This is a genomic window from Dethiosulfovibrio faecalis (genome assembly GCF_021568795.1).
GTDB classification, from domain to species: domain Bacteria; phylum Synergistota; class Synergistia; order Synergistales; family Dethiosulfovibrionaceae; genus Dethiosulfovibrio; species Dethiosulfovibrio faecalis.
In genome coordinates, this window is record NZ_JAKGUE010000026.1 from 1 (window position 1) to 22,029 (window position 22,029).

Annotated in this window: 27 protein-coding genes and 1 pseudogene; 25 read left to right on the forward strand and 3 right to left on the reverse strand. The window is 54.8% G+C overall.

Annotated elements, in window-relative coordinates:
- A pseudogene (locus L2W58_RS12435) lies at positions 1-418 on the forward strand (hypothetical protein); the annotation flags it as partial.
- 191 nt (positions 419-609) lie between these two features.
- Here L2W58_RS12435 and L2W58_RS12440 read toward each other — a convergent pair.
- Complete coding sequence (locus L2W58_RS12440; RefSeq protein WP_236103738.1) at positions 610-891, reverse strand: addiction module antidote protein; 282 nt, start codon at positions 889-891, stop codon at positions 610-612.
- Positions 892-1,011: 120 nt separating this feature from the next.
- Between L2W58_RS12440 and L2W58_RS12445 the strand changes: the two genes are divergently transcribed.
- The 8 genes from L2W58_RS12445 (at position 1,012) to L2W58_RS12475 (ending at position 7,568) form a co-directional block, all read left to right on the forward strand.
- Positions 1,012-1,215 carry a hypothetical protein gene (locus L2W58_RS12445; RefSeq protein ID WP_236103739.1) on the forward strand — a complete coding sequence of 68 codons (204 nt, stop codon included), beginning with the start codon at positions 1,012-1,014 and terminating at the stop codon, positions 1,213-1,215.
- A 4-nt stretch (positions 1,216-1,219) separates the two neighbouring features.
- A complete protein-coding gene (locus tag L2W58_RS12450; RefSeq protein ID WP_236103740.1) occupies positions 1,220-1,807 on the forward strand; it encodes a site-specific integrase in 588 nt (195 codons plus the stop codon).
- A 227-nt stretch (positions 1,808-2,034) separates the two neighbouring features.
- The gene (locus tag L2W58_RS13225; protein WP_420827993.1) at positions 2,035-2,310 is read left to right on the forward strand and encodes an HNH endonuclease signature motif containing protein; all 276 of its coding nucleotides are present in this window, start codon (positions 2,035-2,037) and stop codon (positions 2,308-2,310) included.
- A 60-nt stretch (positions 2,311-2,370) separates the two neighbouring features.
- Positions 2,371-2,838 (forward strand): phage terminase small subunit P27 family, encoded by a 468-nt coding sequence (locus L2W58_RS12455; protein WP_236103741.1) that lies wholly within the window; start codon positions 2,371-2,373, stop codon positions 2,836-2,838.
- Entirely contained in the window at positions 2,838-4,529 is a 1,692-nt protein-coding gene (locus L2W58_RS12460) for a terminase large subunit (RefSeq protein WP_236103742.1), read from the forward strand. Before L2W58_RS12455 ends, L2W58_RS12460 begins: the two co-directional genes overlap by 1 nt.
- A 15-nt stretch (positions 4,530-4,544) precedes the next feature.
- Complete coding sequence (locus L2W58_RS12465) at positions 4,545-5,771, forward strand: phage portal protein (RefSeq protein ID WP_236103743.1); 1,227 nt, start codon at positions 4,545-4,547, stop codon at positions 5,769-5,771.
- Positions 5,731-6,357, forward strand: coding sequence for an HK97 family phage prohead protease (locus L2W58_RS12470; protein WP_236103744.1), 627 nt, complete (start codon positions 5,731-5,733; stop codon positions 6,355-6,357). The genes L2W58_RS12465 and L2W58_RS12470 overlap by 41 nt, the downstream gene beginning before the upstream one ends.
- A gap of 2 nt (positions 6,358-6,359) precedes the next feature.
- On the forward strand, positions 6,360-7,568 hold the full coding sequence (locus L2W58_RS12475; RefSeq protein ID WP_236103745.1) for a phage major capsid protein: 1,209 nt from the start codon (positions 6,360-6,362) through the stop codon (positions 7,566-7,568).
- 33 nt (positions 7,569-7,601) lie between these two features.
- Here the strand turns inward: L2W58_RS12475 and L2W58_RS12480 are convergent, their stop codons facing one another.
- Complete coding sequence (locus tag L2W58_RS12480; protein WP_236103746.1) at positions 7,602-8,078, reverse strand: type II toxin-antitoxin system HicB family antitoxin; 477 nt, start codon at positions 8,076-8,078, stop codon at positions 7,602-7,604.
- Positions 8,079-8,106: 28 nt separating this feature from the next.
- Complete coding sequence (locus tag L2W58_RS12485) at positions 8,107-8,322, reverse strand: type II toxin-antitoxin system HicA family toxin (protein ID WP_236103747.1); 216 nt, start codon at positions 8,320-8,322, stop codon at positions 8,107-8,109.
- A gap of 195 nt (positions 8,323-8,517) precedes the next feature.
- Here L2W58_RS12485 and L2W58_RS12490 point away from each other — a divergent pair, with 195 nt between their 5' ends.
- From L2W58_RS12490 to L2W58_RS12565, 16 genes are all read left to right on the forward strand, one after another.
- On the forward strand, positions 8,518-9,006 hold the full coding sequence (locus L2W58_RS12490; RefSeq protein ID WP_236103748.1) for a head-tail connector protein: 489 nt from the start codon (positions 8,518-8,520) through the stop codon (positions 9,004-9,006).
- Positions 9,006-9,347, forward strand: coding sequence for a phage head completion protein (locus L2W58_RS12495; RefSeq protein ID WP_236103749.1), 342 nt, complete (start codon positions 9,006-9,008; stop codon positions 9,345-9,347). Before L2W58_RS12490 ends, L2W58_RS12495 begins: the two co-directional genes overlap by 1 nt.
- Complete coding sequence (locus L2W58_RS12500; RefSeq protein ID WP_236103750.1) at positions 9,344-9,733, forward strand: HK97-gp10 family putative phage morphogenesis protein; 390 nt, start codon at positions 9,344-9,346, stop codon at positions 9,731-9,733. The genes L2W58_RS12495 and L2W58_RS12500 overlap by 4 nt, the downstream gene beginning before the upstream one ends.
- Positions 9,730-10,101 (forward strand): DUF3168 domain-containing protein, encoded by a 372-nt coding sequence (locus L2W58_RS12505; protein WP_236103751.1) that lies wholly within the window; start codon positions 9,730-9,732, stop codon positions 10,099-10,101. The genes L2W58_RS12500 and L2W58_RS12505 overlap by 4 nt, the downstream gene beginning before the upstream one ends.
- 5 nt (positions 10,102-10,106) lie before the next feature.
- Positions 10,107-10,520 carry a phage tail tube protein gene (locus tag L2W58_RS12510; protein WP_236103752.1) on the forward strand — a complete coding sequence of 138 codons (414 nt, stop codon included), beginning with the start codon at positions 10,107-10,109 and terminating at the stop codon, positions 10,518-10,520.
- 13 nt (positions 10,521-10,533) lie between these two features.
- A complete protein-coding gene (locus L2W58_RS12515) occupies positions 10,534-10,860 on the forward strand; it encodes a hypothetical protein (protein ID WP_236103753.1) in 327 nt (108 codons plus the stop codon).
- 35 nt (positions 10,861-10,895) lie between these two features.
- Complete coding sequence (locus L2W58_RS12520; protein WP_236103754.1) at positions 10,896-11,189, forward strand: hypothetical protein; 294 nt, start codon at positions 10,896-10,898, stop codon at positions 11,187-11,189.
- A 3-nt stretch (positions 11,190-11,192) separates the two neighbouring features.
- Entirely contained in the window at positions 11,193-14,291 is a 3,099-nt protein-coding gene (locus L2W58_RS12525) for a phage tail tape measure protein (protein ID WP_236103755.1), read from the forward strand.
- A gap of 4 nt (positions 14,292-14,295) precedes the next feature.
- Positions 14,296-14,631: a hypothetical protein gene (locus tag L2W58_RS12530; protein ID WP_236103756.1), complete on the forward strand. Its 336-nt coding sequence runs from the start codon at positions 14,296-14,298 to the stop codon at positions 14,629-14,631.
- The gene (locus L2W58_RS12535) at positions 14,632-15,153 is read left to right on the forward strand and encodes a lipocalin-like domain-containing protein (RefSeq protein ID WP_236103757.1); all 522 of its coding nucleotides are present in this window, start codon (positions 14,632-14,634) and stop codon (positions 15,151-15,153) included.
- Positions 15,150-15,533: a hypothetical protein gene (locus L2W58_RS12540; protein WP_236103758.1), complete on the forward strand. Its 384-nt coding sequence runs from the start codon at positions 15,150-15,152 to the stop codon at positions 15,531-15,533. The genes L2W58_RS12535 and L2W58_RS12540 overlap by 4 nt, the downstream gene beginning before the upstream one ends.
- Complete coding sequence (locus tag L2W58_RS12545; RefSeq protein ID WP_236103759.1) at positions 15,518-19,018, forward strand: phage tail protein; 3,501 nt, start codon at positions 15,518-15,520, stop codon at positions 19,016-19,018. Before L2W58_RS12540 ends, L2W58_RS12545 begins: the two co-directional genes overlap by 16 nt.
- Before the next feature lie 164 nt (positions 19,019-19,182).
- Positions 19,183-19,353 carry a hypothetical protein gene (locus L2W58_RS12550; RefSeq protein WP_236103760.1) on the forward strand — a complete coding sequence of 57 codons (171 nt, stop codon included), beginning with the start codon at positions 19,183-19,185 and terminating at the stop codon, positions 19,351-19,353.
- Positions 19,350-19,547, forward strand: a complete 198-nt coding sequence (locus L2W58_RS12555; RefSeq protein ID WP_236103761.1) for a hypothetical protein — start codon at positions 19,350-19,352, stop codon at positions 19,545-19,547. The genes L2W58_RS12550 and L2W58_RS12555 overlap by 4 nt, the downstream gene beginning before the upstream one ends.
- The gene (locus L2W58_RS12560; RefSeq protein ID WP_236103762.1) at positions 19,548-21,695 is read left to right on the forward strand and encodes a collagen-like triple helix repeat-containing protein; all 2,148 of its coding nucleotides are present in this window, start codon (positions 19,548-19,550) and stop codon (positions 21,693-21,695) included.
- A gap of 13 nt (positions 21,696-21,708) precedes the next feature.
- A partial coding sequence (locus L2W58_RS12565; protein ID WP_236103763.1) for a hypothetical protein occupies positions 21,709-22,029 on the forward strand: 321 nt, incomplete at its 3' end.

Genomic DNA, 22,029 nt, shown 5'->3' on the forward strand with positions numbered 1-22,029 from the left:
GGCCGAGCCCCCGACCGACGACGAATGGATAGAGATAATGACCCGCCGGAGGCTCTATGTCTCCGGAGCGGCGGAGGACCCGGGCGTCAGGATAGACAGAGACCCGGATCACGACGGGATACTGAACCAGACGATAGCACTGGACGAGGTCCGGGGGGTGATAGAGAAAGCGGGCTGGCCGGCCATAGTGGAATCGGCCAGAGCCATAAAGACCTTCTTCGCCGAGGACTGGGAGATCTTCTGTCTTCACGTCCGTTTCGTAACAGGTAAGACCAGGTTGGGAGGGAAGTCCCCGTTGCAGAGAGTGGCCGACAGGGTCGGAATGTCGCCCGGCACCGTGACCAGGAAGAGGCAGGAGATCCCGATGATGATAGCTCGGGATGCCCTGAAGGGGTTTCAGATAGCTCTGAAATGGTGACGTTATGACGACGTTATAACGATGATAGTTGTTACTATATCGTTGCGATAACGTGGATGATAAATTTGAAAGCGGCCTTATACTGATAGTGTGCCACAACAAGAGAGCAGCCCGGGAGTGCAGGCCCGGGATTTCCCGATATAGCCCCGACGCCCCAGCGCCGGGGCATCTTTCTTATTGACATAGTGGGGCTATGCCGTGACTTTCAGGTGTAGGTTCAAAGCCGTTAGGACGGCGAGAAGGGTCTGCAATGTGGGGTTGCCTTTATCGCTTAGGCTTCGATAGAGCTGTTCTCTGGACAGTCCGGTCTTTTGGGCTATTTCGCTCATGCCTTTGGATCTGGCTACTACGCCGAGGGCTTGAGCTATGTAGCCCGGGTCGTTTGTCTCGAAAGCGTCTTCGAGGAAGATCTCTATAGCCTCTATATCGTCGAGTTGTTCTGCGAAATCATAATCATAGAGTTTCTCAGTCATGTTAGTTCACCTCCCAGAAGTTTGGCTGTTCTGTATCATGATTTATAAACTACAAAAGCGCAAGCCTTGGTCCTCGGGACCGGGGCTTTTTTTATACCTTGGAATAGGAGGGGATTGGACATGTACGTTATCTGGTGTCGCAGGGAAGGACGGGGCGGGTTGCGTGTCGGTGTCTCCGACGCCAGGTATCCCATCCCCTACATGGCGGATCCCATCACTATCGTCGAACCCTGTGACGTGCGCCTCATGCGGCGCTGGCTCAGGCGAAGGGCGAAGAAGGGATGGAGCCTTGAGCGGTTGAGAAGGTCTTGCGAGGGGAGGTGATCCGATGGAGTTCGTTCAGCCGCTTCGACAGAAGCGCGATATCGCCCGAGTGAGGGCGAAACTGAAGGAGAAAAACCTGCGGGATTACGCCCTCTTCGTGTTGGGGGTTAACGCAGGGCTTCGTATATCGGACTTGCTTCGTCTGTCGGTGGGAGATGTCCTGTCTGGGTCTGGTAGCCGGATCCGTATAGCTCAGAGGTTGAGTCTCAGAGAAGGGAAGACCGGCAAGGCAAAAAGCTTTCCATTGAACGAGAAGGCTCGCTCAGCCCTTGCTCTTTACCTCAAATCCAGAGGTGCGGAGAAGGACGAACCGCTCTTTCCATCCAGGCAAAAACGAGGCGATCTGCTTGTTCCCGTCTCCAGATGTCAGGCATGGAGAGCCTTGTCCAAGGCGGCTAAGGCGGTAGGAGTGGCGGACAGGATAGGCACTCACACCTTGCGTAAGACCTTCGGATATCACTGCTATCTGGCCGGAGTGGACATCACCAGGATCCAGAAAATGTTAAATCACTCAAGCCCCGAGGTAACCCTGCGATACATTGGTATAACACAGGACGAGCTTGATAGTTACTATAGAGAGGTGGCCTTGTAATTTATATGATTCTATTTCTTTAATGGAGCTCTTTCTTGCAGGTCGGAATAGAGTTTGAAGTTGCTTTAAGACCTGTATTTGCAAGGGACGGGAAGACTTTGAACGAGTGCAACACAATCCCCTTATGTTTCACTGGTAGGTGTGTAGGGTGGAGCCATAAAAGGAGGCGAAAAGAGATGCCGAGAAAGCCTGGAGAGAAGTACATGGAGAAGCGGAAAAAGGATCGGATGAGGCGATATAACGATTCGAGGCCGACGCGCCATGATTTCTATCACTCGACGGTGTGGAGGAAGGCGAGAGGCAGATACAAGAGACTGCATCCTTTATGTGAAGAGTGCGAGAGACGGGGACGAGTAGTCCCTGCCGATGTAGTCCATCACAAGGTAGAAATTGCTTTAGGTGGCGATCCTCTTTCTTTCGATAATCTGGAAAGCCTTTGTCATTCCTGCCATAACAAGATCCACAGGGAGGGGGCCCTCAAAACTCCACGAGGAGGGGGCTAGGACAACGGAGGGAGGTCATCTTTTCGTGTCCGCAAGTTTTGAGCAAGGGGGGTGATGCGGATGGGCAAGCGTGGACCGGTGCCTAAACCGGATAAATTAAAAGCTCTTGAAGGAAATCCGGGGAAACGCAAGCTCAACCTCGATGCCTCAGAACCTATAGGTATGCCCAGGTGTCCGTCTTCTCTTTCCCAGGCCGCCAAAAACGAATGGCGCAGAGTGGCCAAAGAGCTTCATGATATCGGCCTCCTGACCTTGATCGATCGGACCGCCTTGGCGGTCTACTGCGATGCCTACGACAAGTGGTTGTGGGCTACGAAAATCCTGGACGAAAAAGGGCTGACCTACGAGTACGTCAATAAAGCCGGTGCGGTAAACGTCGTTGCCCGTCCGGAGGTCAACATTGCCACGAAGTACGCCCAGATCATAAGGACGTTCTGTTCCGAGTTCGGCCTTACGCCGTCTTCGAGGTGCCGCCTGGTTCTGCCCAAGGATCAGGAGGTGGATCAGTTCGAGGATGATTTCGATTGATGCGGTGGTACAGGCCGGACGAAGCTAAAAAATACCCGAAAGTCGTCTTAAATCCGGCAAGGCTTAAGACCTCCATCGCGGATGAACACGCTATAGAGACGGGGTATTACTTCGACGAAAGGTCGGCGAAACGGGCGATCAACTTCTTCGAGAGATATCTGCGCCATTCCAAAGGGAGATGGGCTGGAAAACCCTTCCTGCTCATGGACTGGCAGAAATACGAGGTCATCGCGCCGCTCTTCGGATGGAAGCGTAAAGACGGCACCAGGCGTTTCCGGCTGGCCTACATAGAAGTACCTAAGAAAAATGGGAAAAGTGGATTATGCTCCGGGATCGCTTTGTACCTGCTTTGCGCGGATGGGGAACAGGGAGCGGAGGTCTACTCTGCGGCAGCGGATCACAAACAGGCTGGGATCGTGTTTAACGAGTCCGCTCGGATGGTAAGAAAATCATTGGATCTCAGAAAAAGACTGAGGATAAAGCCTTCGACCAAAACTATCTATTATGCAAGGAAGAGCTCGATTTATCAGGCCTTATCCGCCGACGTGGAGACCAAGGAGGGGTACGATATTTCCGGGCTTGTCTTCGACGAGCTTCACGCCCAGAAAAAGAGGGCCCTATGGGATACCCTGCGATATGCCGGTGCGGCCAGAGAGCAGCCTCTGTTCGTATCCATCACCACAGCTGGATTCGATCGCCAGAGCGTCTGCTGGGAGCAGCACGAATACGCCAGAAAGATACTGAAGGGACAGGTCTTGGACCCGTCCTTTTTTGCGTTGATCTACTCGACGAACTGGGAGGATGCCGAAGCCAGGAACACCGACGAGGAGGAGATGGACTGGAGATCCGAGGATGCGTGGAAAACGGCCAATCCCTCCCTTGGAGAGACTATAAAGTTGGAAGATTTCCGTCAGGAATGCCTGGAGGCCCAGGAGAGCCCCTTGAAAGAAAACGCCTTCAAGCGATATCGGCTCAATATCTGGACCAGAGCGGAAACCCGGTGGTTCGCCATAGACAAGTGGAAGGCCTGCGGCGGTGCTTTCGACCTCGAGCTTTTGAAGGGACGTCGCTGCTTCGGCGGTTTGGACATGGCCAGCGTGGATGACCTGGCGTCATTCTCCCTGGTCTTCGAGCCTGGAGAAGATCGGCTGTTGTACTTCTTGAACTGGTCGTGGTGCCCGATGGAGAACCTATGGAAGCGAGTAAAGAAAAACAGGGTTCCATACGATCACTGGATGAAACGGGGCTATCTGATAGGGACGGAAGGCAACGCTATAGACGAAACGGCGATCCTCAAGAAGATCTTCGAGATAAAGGACGTATTTCCGTCGCTGGAATTGATCGGTTTCGACCGATGGGGAGCCATGAACGTAACCCATACGATAGAGGAGGGCGGTATAGACGTTGTGCCGGTAGGACAGGGATTCGCCTCCATGTCTGCACCGTCCAAGACCTTGGAGCGTGCCGTTCTGGACGAGGTGTTGAGACACGGCGATAACCCCGTGCTTTCGTGGGCGGCGGACAACGTGGTCATATCATCCGATCCGGCGGGGAATATCAAGCCGGTCAAGGACAAGAGCACGGAGAAGATCGACCCTGTCGTAGCCTTGGTCATGGCCATAGCTGCTATGCAGCAGGCCAAGGAGAACGAGGAGAGCATCTATAGAAGCAGAGGCATAGTCGTTTTGTAGGAGGGAGGTGGTCCATTGAAATTCTTGAAAAATTTGTTCCGTAGGAAATCAGATTCCTATGCCTCGGCGTTGCAGATGTTCTATCCCGGAGGGGAGTCGTCCAGCGGAGTGCATGTCAACGCGAATACGGCGATGCAATCTTCCGCGGTCTATTCCTGCGTGGGGCTCATATCCGAGAGCGTCGCCACCTTGCCCTTGAAGATCTATCGCCGTCGAAACGATGGAGGAAGAGACGAGGCGAGAGACCATCCGTTATGGTCGGTATTCAACTCTTGCCCTAACGACTGGATGACAGCTTTCGAGCTTCGTGAGTATCTTTTGCAGCATCTCGCCTTGCGTGGCAACGCCTATTGCTACAAGGTAAGGGACGGCTCCGGAAGAGTTAGGGAGCTTCTGCCGATCCATCCCGGCATGGTCTCGGTTAAGCAGGAGAGGGACTGGTCGCTGGTCTATTCTGTGACGTTCCTGGACGGGTCCGTCAGGCGGTTGGGGAGTGACGATATCTGGCACTTGAGATATCGGACGTTGGATGGATACACCGGAGTGTCCCCTATAGCTTATCATCGGGACACCATAGGACTTGCCATCACGGCTACGAAGCACGGCGGGCGGCTTATAAAAAACGGAGCCAGGCCGAGTGGAGTCCTCTCCATAGAAGGGCGTCTGGACAAGGAGCAGATAGAGCGTCTTCGGGAATCCTGGCAGGCGCTATACAGCGGAGAGAACGCCGGGAAGGTGGCGGTTCTGGAGGAGAATGCCAAGTTCCAGCCCGTGTCTCTTTCCCAGGAGGATCTTCAATATCTTCAGACCAGACAGTTTCAGGTGGAGGATATAGCCCGGATTTTTCGGGTGCCTCTGCACATGATTCAAAGCACGACTAAAACGACGTCGTGGGGGTCCGGTATAGAGTCCATGAGCATTGGGTTCGTGACCTATACCCTTATGCCATGGCTTCGACGAATGGAGAGTTCCATCAACAGGGATTTCGGCCTGGCCAAAGATATGTACGCCGAGTTTGCCGTGAACGGACTATTGCGAGGTGATATCAAGGCGAGATATCAGGCGTATCAGATAGCGATCCAGAGCGGGTTTATGAGTCCCAACGAAGTTAGGAGCTTGGAGAATCTCAACCCGAGAGAGGGCGGAGACGAGTACCTGACGCCTATGAACATGTCCAGTACCGGAAAGGATGACGACGACGATGGAGACGAAAAACGTCCCCTTCGAGCTGAAGGGGATTGAGGAGAACGGTATCTTTTCCGGGTATGGATCTGTTTTCGGGGTTCAGGATGCCTGGGACGACATAGTTATGAAGGGGGCCTTCCTGAAGTCTTTACAGAGGAAGACCCCCGCTTTGTTGTGGCAGCATAATCCCGATGCTCCTATAGGGATCTATACGGACGTGGCGGAAGACGACAGAGGTTTGAAGGTGACCGGTCAACTTTTGATCGACGATGTAGACCGGGCGAAAGAGGCCTACGCGTTGCTTAAGGCCGGAGCCTTGTCCGGTCTCTCTATAGGCTATGTACCCCAGGATTTCGAATACAGGGATAAGGACGTACGGTTGTTGAAGGAAGTCGATTTGTGGGAGATCTCCCTGGTTACTTTTCCGGCTAACGACGAGGCCAGGGTGAGAGATGTCAAAGGCGTCGAGGAACTTGCTACGGTCAGGGACGTGGAAGGCTGGTTGCGGGATGCAAAGGGCCTTACCCGGTCCGAGGCGAAGACGGTTATATCCAAGCTCTCCCGGCGGGATGCCGAAGAGGCCGTCACGGAGAATCAGGTAATAGAGGCGGCGAAAAATCTGTTGAAAGCTATGGAGGTATAAAAATGGAAGAGCTGAAAAGACTCATAGAAGCGTTGCAGAAAGCGTTCGAGGAGTATAAGGCCGCTAACGATGCCCGCCTCGAGGAGATGAAAAAAGGCGGATCCGGAGCGGAGTTCGAGAGTAAGCTGGCCAATCTCGAAAAGGAGATCAAACGGATCGAGGAGGAAAAAGCCGCCCTCGAGGCCAAGATGAACCGCCCCGGAGCGGTGGGAGGAGACGAAGACAAGGCCGCTGCGGAGGAGCATAAAACCTCCTTTATGGGTTGGATGCGTAAAGGTACAGAGGGTGATTTGTCCGACCTCGAGTCGAAGGCCCTTAATCTGGGAAGCGATACCGACGGCGGTTTTGCCATCCCGGAAGTCTTGAGTACGCAGATCTACAGTCTGCTTGAGACGTCTACCCCTATGAGAGGTATATGCAGGAGTATCACAGTGGGCAACGAGGACTATAAGGAACTCGTCAACCTGCATGGACTCGGTAGCGGGTGGGTAGGTGAGACCGACTCCAGGTCTACAACCGATACGCCCAAGCTTGCCGAAGTGTCTCCCGTCATGGGGGAGATCTACGCCAATCCGGAGGCGACTCAGAAGAGTTTGGATGATATTTTCTTCAATGTCGAGGCCTGGCTTACCGAAGAATTGTCGTCTACGTTCGCAGTAGCGGAGAACGCCGCCTTCACTTTGGGGGATGGCAGTAAGAAGCCCAAGGGATTGCTCGCCTACGACAGTGCCGATACGGCCGACGGAACTCGTCCCTTCGGGACCGTTCAGTATCTCAAGACCGGTGTTGCCGACAACCTCCCTGCCACGAACCCGAGCGATCTCCTGATCGACGTGATATATGCCCTTAAGGCGGGTCATCGTGCGGGGGCGAGGTGGATGATGAGCGGATTGACGTTGGCCACTATTCGCAAGTGGAAGGACTCGGAGGGGAATTATCTCTGGCAGCCGGGTCTACAGGCCGGTCAGCCCTCTCTGGTTCTCGGCTATCCGGTTACGGAAAACGAGGATATGCCCGGGGTCGGAGCTAACGCCCTGTGCCTGGCTTTCGGGAACTTCCAGAAGGCCTATACCATCGTCGACCGTATGGGAATCCGTATGCTCAGAGATCCATATACACACAAACCCTACGTCGGGTTCTATACGACAAAACGGGTCGGCGGGTTCCTGAAGGACTCCGAGGCCGTCAAACTGGTCAAGTGCGAGGCGTAAGAAAGGTAGGGGAGAATATCCTCCCCTACCTTTTCAAGCAGATAACCCTATTCGTTCTTTTTTTTCTTTCGTCACCGTTCGGCTGATTTTGAGACGTTCCATAATGCCGTCTTGCAATACCTGGGAATAATTCAAGGAGGCCTGTTTCGCCTCTCGATCCATCCAGCCAGGCAAAGTTACCGTCCGATTGACAGCCTTCGTTTCCATGCGTTCCCGGAAGGAAGGCATCCATATCTCGACGAGAACGACGACGAATTTATTGCCGTCTTCTTCGTACTCGCTTAAGTCGAGTTGCTGAATAGGGGTCGGTGCCGGTATAGCGTCTCCGTCGTCTTCCATCCCCCAGAGATGTAACGACATAGCCTCTCTGGCATTTCCCAGGGCTTCGTCTTCGTCTGTGCCGGTCGTGGTGCATCCAGGCAGGTCTGGCCAGAGGACGTAGTATTGTGTCGTGGCGACGTCATACCCCAAGATCGCGGGATAACGATATTTGTCCGGTCTTGTTTTCATGCTTTTCATCTCCTTTCAGTAGGTAGAGCTATAAGAGCCCTGCTTGTTTCCATATCGATTTTGCTGTGGGACCAGGAACGTTTTTGTCTGGATGCTTGACGGTGACTTTGCCTTTTTTAGTTGGGTGTTTGAACTGATGGTGGCTTCCCTCCGCTTTATTGAGTTGCCATCCATCGGCTTCGAGTATTTTTATGATTTCTGTTGAGGAGTATGCCTTATTGCGGTTGATCTCTATTTTTTTCATCCCGCTTCTCCTTTCTAATGTGACTATAACACGTGTAAAAAATATTTGTCAAGAAGGGGCGGTGCGAAGATATGAAGGTAAAACATGGTTTCGTCTGGTGGCTTGGCGGAATCCGTAAAGTCTCTTTCGCTCCCGGGGAAGATATTCCAGAGGGGCATGAGTGCATGGAGTATGCGAAGAAGGAGGGGTTCGTTGATGTACCGAGTAGAGGCGGGGATACCGACGTCTCCGGTGACTCTTCAGGAGGCAAAACAACACCTAAGAGTCGATCACGACGACGAGGATAGCCTGATAGAGTCGCTGCTGATTTCTGCCACCCAGTACGGAGAGGGCTACCAGCGCAGGTTCTACGCCAGGCGACAGGTCTATGTCTATCACGATTCCCTCCCCCCTGCCTGGCGTGTGCCTTTCGCCCCTGTCGTCTCCGTGGATGCCTTGAAGATAGACGGAGTACCGGTCGCCTATACACTGACGTCTTCGGGGTGGCTGATGTCCGAATCGACCGGCGATGCGACCGTCGTGATGACGGTGGGGTACGATCCGGAGGATATCCCCGCCACGGTGAAACAGGCCGTCTTACTGCTTGTCGGCCATTGGTATCAGCATCGAGAAGCCGCCGACGCCGGACGGGACGAGATCCCTTTCGGCGTCGGTGCTTTGTTGGATATGGGGCGTGTCTACTGATGAGGTCGACTACGACATCGATCGGAGATCTTAGAAGCAGGGTGATCATCTCGAGATCGGAAAGGACCCCGGACGGAATGGGAGGCTGGAGCATCGTCCCGCTCGAGCTTGCGGTCCTGTGGGCCAGCGTGAGAGTTCCGTCCTTCGAAAACGGCGTTATCGCAGGTGGAGAGGTCGAGATTAGAACCCATATCGTGAGGGTAAGGCAGACTGACATCACAATGTCCGTACAGATCAACGACATAGTTACCTGGCGCGGCTTTAAGTTGGTCGTCAAGGCCTGCCGTCCTTTAGGTCGGGAGTGGGTCGATTTCGATTGCAGATTAGAGGCCCCGGAATGATAACACTTCAGGTTAGCGGCACGGAGGAGCTTATTCGGGATCTGCGCAAGGCTGGCATCGAGGTTCGAGAAGAAGCCGGGGATGTGCTTAAGGAGCAGGCCGAAGCAATAAAAGAGGATGCTAAAGGAAGGGTTCCCGTTGACACTGGAGTGCTTAAACAGTCGATCCGTTCCTTCGTGTCGAAGAAGCGCTTGTCGGCCACGGTCTCGGCGGGGGGAAAGGTGAGCGGAGGTGACCCATACTACGCTGGTTTCGTGGAATTCGGAACTAAGAACTCCAGTCCTCACCCGTTTTTGTTTCCTGCGGCTAGGGCCCACGAAACTGAGACGGAGGAAAAACTTGTCGAAACCATGATGACAGTTCTTAAGAATGGAGTAGGCGGATGAGCCATATCGATACGACAAAGGCGGTTTACAAGTTTCTTACGGAGACGCTCTCGGCGAAAGTCGAGGGCGTTTTCGATTTGGTTCCGGAGGGACAGCCTGGGCCGTATGTCCAGGTCGGACAGATTCAGAGTTTGCGGGGGAGTTTGCTGGACGACTCGGATCGCAGCTGGTACGTGGATCTCCATATCTGGAGCGATTATCAGGGTCGGAAAGAGGTCCTGGAGATCGCCGACACGATACTGGCGTCGTTGCCGATCGAATGGTTTGCGGAGGAACTTGTAGTTTTACAGGACGTTGCCCGGTCATCCAGGATTCCTTCCGGATGGTATCACGGGGTTTTGACGATAAAGGGTTATGACGGGAGGTAAAGAATATGGGTGCATCTACAGCGAAAAAAGCACTGGTACATATAGACGTAAGTGGAACCCCTACGGCTTTCGGAGAAGTGAAATCGTTTTCTCTCGATACATCGCTGGGAACCATAGATGCGTCTGTTATATCGACGGACTGGAAGAATTATCTGGTGGGGCAGGCTAGTTGGAGCGGCAGTCTAGAGTGTTTCTACGATCCTACCGATTCGGCTCAGGCGGAGCTTTCGTCCAAGGTAATAGCAGGTACTGCGGTGACGTTGACTTTCTATCCTCTTGGAGATGCTACCGGAAAACCTGAGCTTACAGGGACTGCCTACGTAACGGCGTGGAATGTCTCCGGAGCCACCGAGGATGCGGTAGGTCTCTCCATTTCATTTCAGGGGAGCGGAGCTTTGACGGAATCAACTGTCGTATAGGAGGAGGTAGCTTATGGACATGGAGCTTAAGTACGGAATAAACGCCGTTCGCGCTCTGGAAGGGGAAATAGGCAAGACTTCTCGGGAGATGCTGACCGAAGGCGTAAACCCTACGGACATATCCTTCGGAACGACTATTATCTGGGCCGGGTTGCTGTGGAAGGACCCGACTTTGACGGTTGATCAAGTCGGCGACGATCTGGATAAAGAAGAGGGGCTGTATTTCGAGGCAGTCCAAAAGGCGATACGACTTTTTGGGGCATCCTTTAAAAGGATCCTGGGCAGACAGTTTTTCGATGCCGCTGACCCGGCGGAAGAGGATGAAAGCGAAAAAAACTGACCGGAGAGGACTGGGAAAAGGCCTGCGACGATGTCGTGCTGGCTCTTCTCGGTCCTCTCGGTTTTAGACCCTCGGAATTATGGATTCTTACCTGGGGAGAGGCGAAAGACCTGCTTGAAGCCTGGCGTTACAGGGAGTACCTGGACAGCCAGAAGCGGGCTCAGATGGCCTGCTGGCTTCTGAACGGATCGGGGAACCTTAAGCATTCCATAAACATAGCCGATCTGGTCGGTTATTGGGTCGATGGTCAGGTAATGGGAAAGGGAGAGTACAGGGAGTTCCTGGAAGAGAAGGTACGGAGAAAAAAGGTCGAGAAAGGGGGGCGGTAGCGTATGGCCAGAAAGAAGGTAGTCTTTGCGTTCGGCACCGATCTGACCGAGCTCGAACGAGGATTCAAGCGGATAGACTACAAGATGCGGAAGATGTCGACCAATATGCAGCGGGAAGGAAAAATCCTGAGTACCGCTTTTACCGCTCCTCTGGCGGCCGTAGGCGTGGCCGGAGTGAAGGCGAGCATCGATTTCGAAAGCGCTTTCGCCGGGGTGAAAAAAACCGTCGATGCGACGGAGGCTGAGATAAAGAAGCTGCGTAACGGGATCCTCGATATGTCCAAAGAGATCCCGGCCAGTGCCGAGGCCATTTCCCATGTGGCGGAAGCGGCGGGCCAACTTGGCATCAACACGGATAACATCCTGTCTTTCTCGAGAGTGATGATCGACCTGGGTGAATCGACGAATCTCGGCTCGGAGGAGGCCGCATCCTCTCTGGCTCAGTTTGCCAACGTGACGAGGATGAGTCAGACCGACTTCGATCGATTGGGAAGCGTTGTCGTTGATCTAGGCAACAACCTGGCCACGACGGAGAAGGACATAGTGGCCATGGGGCAACGGTTGGCCGGTGCCGGATCTCAGATAGGCATGTCCGAATCGGACATTATGGCCATGTCTGCGGCCTTGTCCTCCGTTGGGATCAACGCTGAGGCCGGTGGATCGTCGTTTTCAAAGCTCATGATCCGCATAAAGACCGCTGTAGCCACGGGCAACGAAGATCTGCGCTCTTTTGCATCGGTCGCAAGGATGACTCAGAAGGAGTTTAAAAAGGCTTTCGATGTCGATCCCGGAAAGGCGATTCTTGCGTTCATTGATGGCTTGAGCGATCTGGAAGGTTCGGGCACGTCGGCTATTCAGGTTCTGAACGATATGGGGATTACCGAGATCCGGCTGACCGATTCGCTTTTGCGGGCCGCCGGAGCAAGCGATACGTTCTCCGAGGCTATGGAGATAGGGCGAAAGGCTTGGGAGCAGAATAACGCCTTGCTGGAGGAGGCCGAGAAGCGTTACGGGACCACAGGGTCTCAGCTGAAGGTTTTGCAGAACCGTCTGAACGTGGCGGCCATCGCTTTGGGAGATCACCTCGCTCCCGGCCTAGTGGACGTCGTGGATATGACGGTCGACCTTGCGGAAGGTTTTTCACGTCTAAGCTCCAGTACTCAAAGCAGCGTTGTTGCCTTTTCCGCCGTAGCTGCCGCAGTAGGCCCGGTTTTATTCGGAGCTGGCCAGACCCTTACGTTATTCAGGTCCTTGGGAAAAGGTGCTGTCAAGCTTTATGGAGGAATGTTGAAGGCGGGAGAAGCCTTAGCGTCTTTTTCCGCTGCCACGGCTGCGGCAAAAGGGGCAGTGCTGGGACTTAACGGTGCCATGTCGACCGGTCCTATGCTGGCCGTATCCGCTGTTTTAGTGGGGCTTTCCCTGGTGATACCCCCTGTCATATCCGGTTTTTATGATATGACTTCAGAGACCGAAAAAACCGAAGGGGCCATGAAGAGCCTTGAGGAACAGGTTCGGGATACCAAGGAAGCCCTGATGGGGTTGAGCCGAACGACGTGGGATCGCAAGATCGACGAGGCTCGCGAGAAGGTAAGAAAACTTTCTGAGGAATTGGCTGTCTTGAACGAGGCGCAGAAGAAAGAAATGGAACGGGCAAGCCTCACCATGATAGGTGCCTCCAGGACGACCACGTCGGCTGACTCGGAGATAAAGAAAAAAGAAAGCGAGCTGAACAATGCCAGGGGAGATCTAAAACTCAAAGAGGATGGGCGTATGTATAGGTCCGTTCTCGAAGAGATGGGTAACGCCCTGGCGAAATTCAAGGCTGACGTACGGGATACCGACGGTGATATCTCCAATCTGAAGGAGTCTGCGTACCTGAAGTTGAGAGGTATGGCCGATTCTTTGAAGGGTACCGAGTTCGAGAACGATCCCGAGATAAAACGGATTCTGAGCGAGCTGACCTCCTATAAGGCTTCCGTAAATTCTCGATCATTTGAGGGGATCCCTTTCGGCGGAGACGGCAAGAAGGTAGGAAGGTCTATTTCGGAGGCAGCGAAGGCCGTCGATCTCATGAGGGATAAGATACGCTACCTCAACGAGGACGGTTCCGCTTTCCTGCCGATACTGGAGGAATGGAAAGGCAAGCTCAAGCCGCTGTCCGACGACTGGAAGCTTGTAGTGGATCTGGAGAAGCAGGTTAACGACAATATAAAATCGCAGAACGAGGAACTTGCACGGGAGGCGGAAGCGGCGGCGAAACGGGCCGAGGCCCTGTCCAGATGGGAGTTTTCACAGGGCTTCACCTCCTCTGAAGATAGAGTTTCCGATTTGATGTCCGGCTTCGATGGGGTCGATATGGGCGATCCGTCGACCTGGACCGATAAATTGCGAGAGGGGTTTGCCGAGGCGCAGAGCATCGTGTCGTCTTTGGTCAACGAGGATCTTGCTCGATTGAACGGGGAACTGTCCAAGGGGACGATAACCCAAGATCAGTGGTTGGATGTTTTGGAATCCCTTAAGTCCGAGTATGCCGAATTCCCACAGGTGATAAAAGCCATCGAAAAAGCTCAAAAGGGAGTGAAGGATACCACCTCCGACGTTTCAGACATGACGAAGCTTTGGGCCAACGACCTGGCCCGAGGCCTTGCGGACGCTATCGTGAACGCTAAAGACTTGGGAGATGCCCTGCAAAATGTGGCAAAAAGCATCGCCTCCAGTGCGTTGCAGAAGTTGATCGGCGGGTGGTTGGGTTTTGCGGATGGGGCGGCTTTTTCCGGAGGGAAGATGCTGGCATTTGCGGACGGTGGCGTAGTGAATTCGCCTATGATCTTCCCGTTTGCATCCGGAATAGGGCTTATGGGAGAGGCTGGTCCGGAGGCGATAATGCCTCTGAAGCGTGGAGTGGATGGCAAACTCGGTGTTTCTGCCGACTGTTCCGGGGGCTCCGGCGGGGCCACGATAATACATAATTACTATATCCAGGCTGTCGATGCTCAATCTTTTGCGGATGTCTGCCGTAGGAACCCGGGAGCGATTACCGGGGTGTTCGCCCAGGATTATACGAACAACGGCGTAACTCGAAAGGTCGTAAAAGGAGGCTGATATCGTGGAGATTTTCGACTATGTGCCTCTCTATACGTGGCAGTCCAAGCCTGGGTACAGGGTTTTGGTGTCCACGTTGGAGGGCGGCAGGGAACAGCGGAAATTCAAGGGACGATATCCCCGAGAATGGGTTTTGTCCTTTAGGGCCGATGCTGCTACGATCAGGGGAATCATAGCTTTTTTCGATGCCCGCAAGGGACCTTTCGAGGCCTTTTCGTGGATCGTACCGGACACCGGCGAAACGGTGTCGGTGAGATTCGGAGAGGAGAGTTTGTCTCCATCGTGGAACGGTACGAGGTCTGGAGAGATCTCCAAAGTCGTGTTGAAGGAGGTCCTCTAAATGCCCAGAGCCTACACTGCCTACGAAGCCGCGGCAGAAAAGCCGGAGATAATCACCGCCTGGCTGGTGGGAATACCGAGCCTTCCTGCGGTGAACGATCCGTCCACCACGATCGAACTGTACTTTACGGACCATTCGGCAGAGATCCTTTATGAGGGCAAGACCTATCTGCCCAGCCCCCTCAGTATATCGGCGCCGAAGGCCAGCAAGGACATGGAAAAAGCCTCCGGAGCGGTAGCCCTCTGCAACCTGCCGAACCAGTTCAGCGGATACGCCAAGAACTACCGGATAAAGGACGGGAAGATAACTGTTATCCACGCCGTGTTAAACGAATCGACGTGGATCGGCATGACTACCTTTGTCGGGATCATGGATGCCCCGACAATTACCGAATCGCAGATTTCGGTGAACATCTCCGCCGGGCGCAGCGTGGCGGCCCTTATACCTCGTGAGCTGTATCACCTCAGCAGATTTCCGCACCTGCCGTCTAGTAAGGACCCGAGGACGGTCAATCTCAAATGACCCTGGCGGACCTGGTGGGGATCCCCTGGGTGGTTCATGGTAGAGACCTGGACGGCCTGGACTGCGTGGGGCTGGCGGTGCTGGCGCAGAAAGTGCTATGCGGCCGAGAGCTGGATTTTCCTCAGGACTACGGACAGGGAGACCAATACGAGAAATCGGAGATCATCAAGACGGAAGTGGAGCGGCTGTTCAGCCCTGCGGAATCCCCGGAATCGGGAGCCGTGGGGCTTTTCTTTTTCGATGTCTGCTGGCATGTGGCCACCTTCACGGACCGGACCCATTTTTTGCATATTTTCGAGGGAAAAACCAGCAGGATATCGAGACTGACACCGGCGTATAGACGGTACCTGAAGGGGGTGTACACATGGCGGGAGCGGTAATCGGAGGGCTGTTAGGAGCGGCGTTTGGATCTACATTAGCGACCTGGGGGCTTGTTAGCTCTGCTGGATTAGGATGGCTTTTCGGAGCCTCCATCGGTTCCCTCTTCGATCAGCCCTCGATGGACTTCGGGAGCTCCAGTCCTAACTATTCTTTCAGCGAAATACACAACACCAAATCTCAGATGCTGCCTATACCCATATGCTACGGCAGGGTAAGAGTCGCCGGTAACGTCTTCATGCAGCAGTTCTACGACGATAAAAAACAGAAAATGGACATGTTCGTGGGGCTATCCCAAGGCCCCATCCATCGGGTTATATCGGTGTACGCCAATGAGCATCTGTTGTTCGGGGAAGATGCGGACGCGCAGGCGCAGGAAATCAAGTATTGGATTCTGAAAGAGGAAACCCACCTGGTGCCGGGCGAGGAGAACGAGGAGATCACCGAGTACTCTTGGGTAGAGGCAACCAAAGAAGAATACGACGTATGGGAAGGACGAAAAGAACGCAGGGACCCCAACGGGAACGTCATCACGGTGGACCTGAAAGAATGCTCCTGCGACATCCATCTGGGGACGCCGGATCAACTGAAAGACGACCGAGAGTCGGGAGAGCATAGCTACGGAAGAGTCGCCTATTTAGGCGCCACACTCAAGGTCCAGGAGGGTCTTACAGGGAACCCCACCATCACCACGGAATTCGAAGGCCGCGAGGTCTGGACTCCCTCTGGGATCAGATACACCGCCAATCCGGTGTGGTGCATCGTCGACCTGCTCACCAATACGGACTACGGCGTAGGTATTCCCTTGGCGGCCATAAACATCCCCGCCGCCGAGGACGCCGCGGCATATTGCGACGAGCTTCTGGACGGTCGGCCCCGCTACAGCCTCAACTACATCATAGACCAGCAGAGACCTGCGCCGGACATCCTGCGGGACATGCTCATGTGCTTCGACGGGTACATCCGGGAGAGGGAGCAGATAACCATCTGCGTCAACAGGCCCGTATCCACACCGGACGCCTACCTCGTCGTGAACGATGTGGCCAAGCAGGGTACGTTCAAGTGGTGGCAGAAGGGCAGAGAGGAAACGTATAACCGGGTGATCCTGGAATGGGTGGACCCCGAAAACCACTACGAGCGGACATCCACACCTTTCGAAGCTCAGGCAGACGTAGAGGCCAGAGGGCTGTACGAGCGGAACATCTCTCTTTTGGGTGTGACGGATCCGTATCAGGCGGCCAGGCTTGGAGAGCAGGCCTTACACGTGGCTCAGACCATAAACAACTTCTGCTCCTTCACGGTCTCCGTCTGTGACTGGGACTTCGAGGTCGGCGACGTGATCGGCCTCACCGAATCGGCTGTGACTGGATGGGATCGGACATGGTTCCACGTCCTCCACATGCAGGACGACGCACAGAACGAAGAATGCACCGTGACACTGGTGGAATACGACGGCTCTACCTACGTGGACACTCCCTCCCAGGTCCCGGCGACCACCGACAACCCCGATCCACCGACCGTACTGGACGATTACACAAATCTCCTCCTCACCGACGTAGGAAGCCAGCAGGCGGACGGTACCTACGTCCCCAAGGTCCGGGTGAGATATACGCCACCGTCGGCGGAGATGAAAGAGCACGTGGTCAGTTGGTGGCACAACGACGAAGAGACCAGCGAGAAGAAAGTCTCCCCTGCGGTGAAGGACGTGCTCATATCGGAGGGGATAACGACCGGCAAGACATTGACCGTCCGGGTATGGGGTACGGATATCAACGGCAAGCCTCGCACCGGTGTCTTGGGGCAGATCGTCCCAGGCCACGACGACATAGCTCCCAGTCCTCCCACCAGCCTGACGACGGAGGGGTGGTTTGGTGAGATCATCCTGAACTGGATCAACCCGACGACAAACGAAGACGGGTCGCCGTGTAGGGACCTGGCCTACATCGAGGTTTGGGCTAGCTCCACCGACGACAGGGAAACGGCGGTAAAGATCGGGGAGGTCAACGGCACGACGTTTAGACATCACCTGGGATCCTTCGTCGGGCGATACTACTGGATCCGAGCCGTAGACACCTCGGGCAACGTGTCCCAATGGAACGCCGAATCCGGGGTCCCCGGGTATTCGGATATGGAGAACGCCGACGACTTCTGGGACCGGATCGCCACCGACCAGGTACTCCAAGCCCTCGACGAACTGCAAGAACCCATAGACTCTCTGGCCGAAACGGAGATCTTTAACGCTCTCTCCGACTATGACGACGCCATAGAAGAGCTTTTGCAGAAACGAGCGCAGGACAAGATAGACCAAAATACCATCACAGGAGCCCTCGCCGACTACGACGACTTTGTATGGTCTTTCGCCGTTATAAAAGAGGAGCAGCGGATCAGAGAAGAAGAGGACGAAGCTCTAGCCAGCCAGATCCTCACTATCTCCGCAATGCTGGGAGACCCCAACAACCCGGGGGAAGGGACTATCTATGCTGCCCTCGCCGAGGAGAAGACGACCAGGGCAACACAGGACGAGGCGCTAGCCAAGAATATCTCCACTCTGGAGGCCGTTATAGGTGATCCATGGGATCCGGAGGCCGGAACCGTCTACGCCGCAATCAGAGATGAGGAACAGGCCAGAGCTAACGCGGTGGAGGCTGTGGCCTCCCAGGTGGACACAGTCGTGGCGAAGATAGGCGATCCTAGCAACCCTGCTTCGGGGTCCGTGTATGCCGCAATCAAAAGCGAGACGGAAGCCCGTGTTTCCGCAGATGAGGTTGTGGCCCAGGAGATCAACACCTTGCAAACCAGCGTGGATGGGAACACCTCGTCGATACAGCAGACGATGAGTTCTGTCGACGGCATGAAATCGAAATGGGCAGTCAAGACAACAACCAACAATCACGTCGGAGGATTGGAGATGGTAGGTAGTGCCTCTTCGATCGACATGATTTTCAACGTCGACACCTTCCTGGTTCAGACTCCCAATACCTTCGGGGGAACTCCGCCGTTCATGATCGGAACGGTCGATGGGCGAACCCGAACGGTTATCAGAGATGCGTTTATACAGGATGCCGCTATATCCAGAGCAAAGATCAAGGATGCTGCTGTGGGGACGTTGAAGATAGACGGCAACGCAGTAACGGTTCCCGATGCAGCTCAGAACACGGCTAGAGTTGAAGTCCCTATCGGGGGAGTAGCTTCATTGGTTAGTTTGTCTTGTGTTGGCAACTATGGACAGCCCCGGCTTATGGTGTTCACTGCTTCTGCTGATTATGGGGGAGGCTGGATGGAGTGTGATCTTGTTAAGTCCGGTGTTGTTATTCAAACTATTGTGTTGCGATCTAGCACAGCAGTAGCCATGACAGGAATTGCGCTGTCATGGATGGACACGGCAGGGGGTACGGCCACATATCGAGTTAGGTGCCGATGTATTAGTGCTGCTCATGGGCATTGGATTGAAGATTCTACGCTATTTGCACTATCTGTAAAGAGGTGACGTGAATGTATTCATGGACAGAGTTTGACCTTGGTGGCCGGTACCTCCAAAGTCGTTCTAGTGGGGTTCTTGCCAAACCAACAGATCCAGGCGTGATCTGTGTAAGAGGGATCTATGATCATACTTATTACCTCAAAAATGGGGATCCGACTCCCCGTCCCAAAATGCCCCTATCCATCACAGGTGCCACCATCTCGGGGATCCCCAAGGGTGCAGTTCTCAAACTGGGAGATCAGGCCTTTACGATCGACGATTGCACGGCTGAGATCACCGGCTACAGCGGGACCGTAAAGATCACCTGCTGGCCCTATCTGGACGAGGAGGTAGAGGTATGAGGATAGACTACAGGCCGACGCCCGAAGAGGTCAGGGCGAAGCGGAAAAAGGCTTATACAAAAGCCTATCCCATAGAAGTACAAATGGAAGCGTTGACCGAGGCGGCCTTGGGCCGCACCGAAAAACTAGAGGCACTTAAGCAGGGACTCTCGGAGATCCGGGAGTCCCTGCCTTTTGCGGAGGAGGTGAGGTAATTGGCGGTATCGTCCGTATGGTACAAAGAAAGCTCCGTTTCGGTGACACAGGGAGAGACCACGGTCGTAGGGACTGGAACTCTATGGCTCACTCAGGCCAGACAAGGGGATCTGTTTGCGGTTATGGACTCCGGGGCGGCGTCTCGGCTCTATGAGATCGACTCCATAACCGACAACACTCACCTTGAGCTAGTCAACCCCTACGCCGATGCTACGGTTACAGGAGCGGACTATTGCATAATCCGGAACTTCAACACTACCACGATTGGGAGCGTCGCATCTCTGGTGGTAACTCATATCGACGAGATAAAGAAGGCCTTCCAAAATAACCTTAAAGGCGACCAGGGTGATCCGGGGTCAAACGGGTACAGTGTTTTGAGCTCTAATGGGGCTCCGTCGGTTTCTCTCGGCGTCGATAACGACTGGTGCATAGATTACGAGGCCGAAAAATGGGATATGTACCGCAAGGAAGGCGGGGCCTGGATCCTTAGAGGAACTCTGAAAGGCGAGACTGGCGACCCGGGAGCTGCCGGAGCTCTCTGGTACACCGGAACCACCGCCCCTCTGGCGTCCGTAGGGTCTGTCGGCGATCACTACCTTCACGGAATCACCGGCGTGGTCTACATCAGGCAGACCGGCGGGTGGGTCGACACTGGAATCAGTCTTCGTGGCCCCAAAGGGAATGAAGGGGATCCGGGTCTCCCTGGCGACAAGGGAGACCCCGGAGACACCGGAGAGGCGGGTTCGAGGTGGTACGTGGTTTACGGCGTGCCCTCCACGTCTCTGGGCAAAAACAACGATATGGCGACCAACAACGACTCTGAATCTGCCGGATATGGCGATTGGTACCAGAAGACCGATGGGGTATGGAGCAAGAAAGGAAATATTCTCGGCCCTAGGGGGATCCGGGGACTGCAAGGCGACCCCGGCATCAACTGGAAAGGAGTCTGGGACATCGCGACGGAGTATGTCGAGCGCGACGGTATCTATTACAACGGCTCCTCCTATGTGGCCGCACAGGACAACGTGGGGCAGACGCCTCCCGATGCGACCACCGGCGGAGACACAAACTGGCAGGTGATAGCTCGGAAGGGCATGGACGGTACCGGATCGGGCGATATGCTCAAGCTCGATTACGACACGGACGGCGATGGCAAGGTGGACGCCGCCGATCTTGCGGACCAGGCAACCTACGCCGTCAGTGCGGGGCGAGCGACCGCTGCCGACAGCGCTGACTTGGTCAACTGGAACAACATTGAGGCAAGGCCTACGCAGTACCCGCCCGAAAGTCATGGTCTTGGCAGTCATACAGGGGCGACGCTGGACGAGCTCAACGCCCTGATATCTGACGCCGATGTGCCGTCCGACGCAGTGGCCACGACGGAAGCCAAGGGCCTGATGAGCGCAGAGGATAAGACAAAACTAGACGGAGTGGGGGCTGGTGGATCCTCTGTAATGCTTACCCTGGTCCACACGACTATCCCGTCCAGTACGACGGCCACGACCTATGAAGTATTGGCCACTGGACAGATTATCGGGCGGTCGGACTGGTATATGCCGGAGCTCTCGGTACTTCTACGTCGTTCAGGGGCTGGGCAGGTCCGACTATCCCTCTTCGACGGCACGGTGACGGTCACGGCGGAGACGGCAGCCTTCACGGCCTCGGGCACGGATGAGCTGACGTTGGACACGACAACGCTGGCCGATGGCGTGGCCTGGGATTTGACCGTCGAGGCTCTAGTCACGACCGGGACGGTGACGGTAGACAGGCTCAAAATAATGGCTGACCCTGTAAACGAGTTCTCACCTCCGTTGGTTGGGTCTAATGTTGGCAATAGCACAAACTTGACCACATGGACAGAGCTCGGAACCTCAACGTTTTTGCCAACTTGGTTGGATGTAGACGGCAGAGGCGGGGTGATCCTGCTGGCCGATGTGGACCTGGGGACCGCTGCCGGTGCCGAGATCCGTATCACCATAGGCACAGAGAGCGTGACGCAGGCGGTCGCATTCAGCGGAGTGGTGGAGATACATTGTCCGTTCCCGTCGATGCCTAGCGCTGTTATGACAGCCACGATAGAGGGCAAGGTTACGGGTGGATCGGGAACGATAGCACTGTCCCATTGGCAGTTACACATCGAGAAATAAAGGAGGGTTTCAAATGAGCCAGATAACGGAAAATCAGACAGTAGTAGTCTCCACTGCGGAGGACATAGCCACCACAGCCGCCGCAACCTTTGCACAGGAGGTGGACTTTCGTAGGTGTATAGGCGGCATGATCCAGATAGATTTCCAGTTTGCGACGGCGCCTGTGGCGGATAAGACCCTGGACCTGTACCTACTCCCAGCGATGGCGTCAGGCACGGATTACGACGTGTATTCCCAGGGGCGTAACGTCTTGCTGGGTAGCGTATCGGTCGAGGCGGTGACGACGGCGCAGAGGTTGTCTATCCTGGTCGATGCCGTAAATTGCCCCTACGGT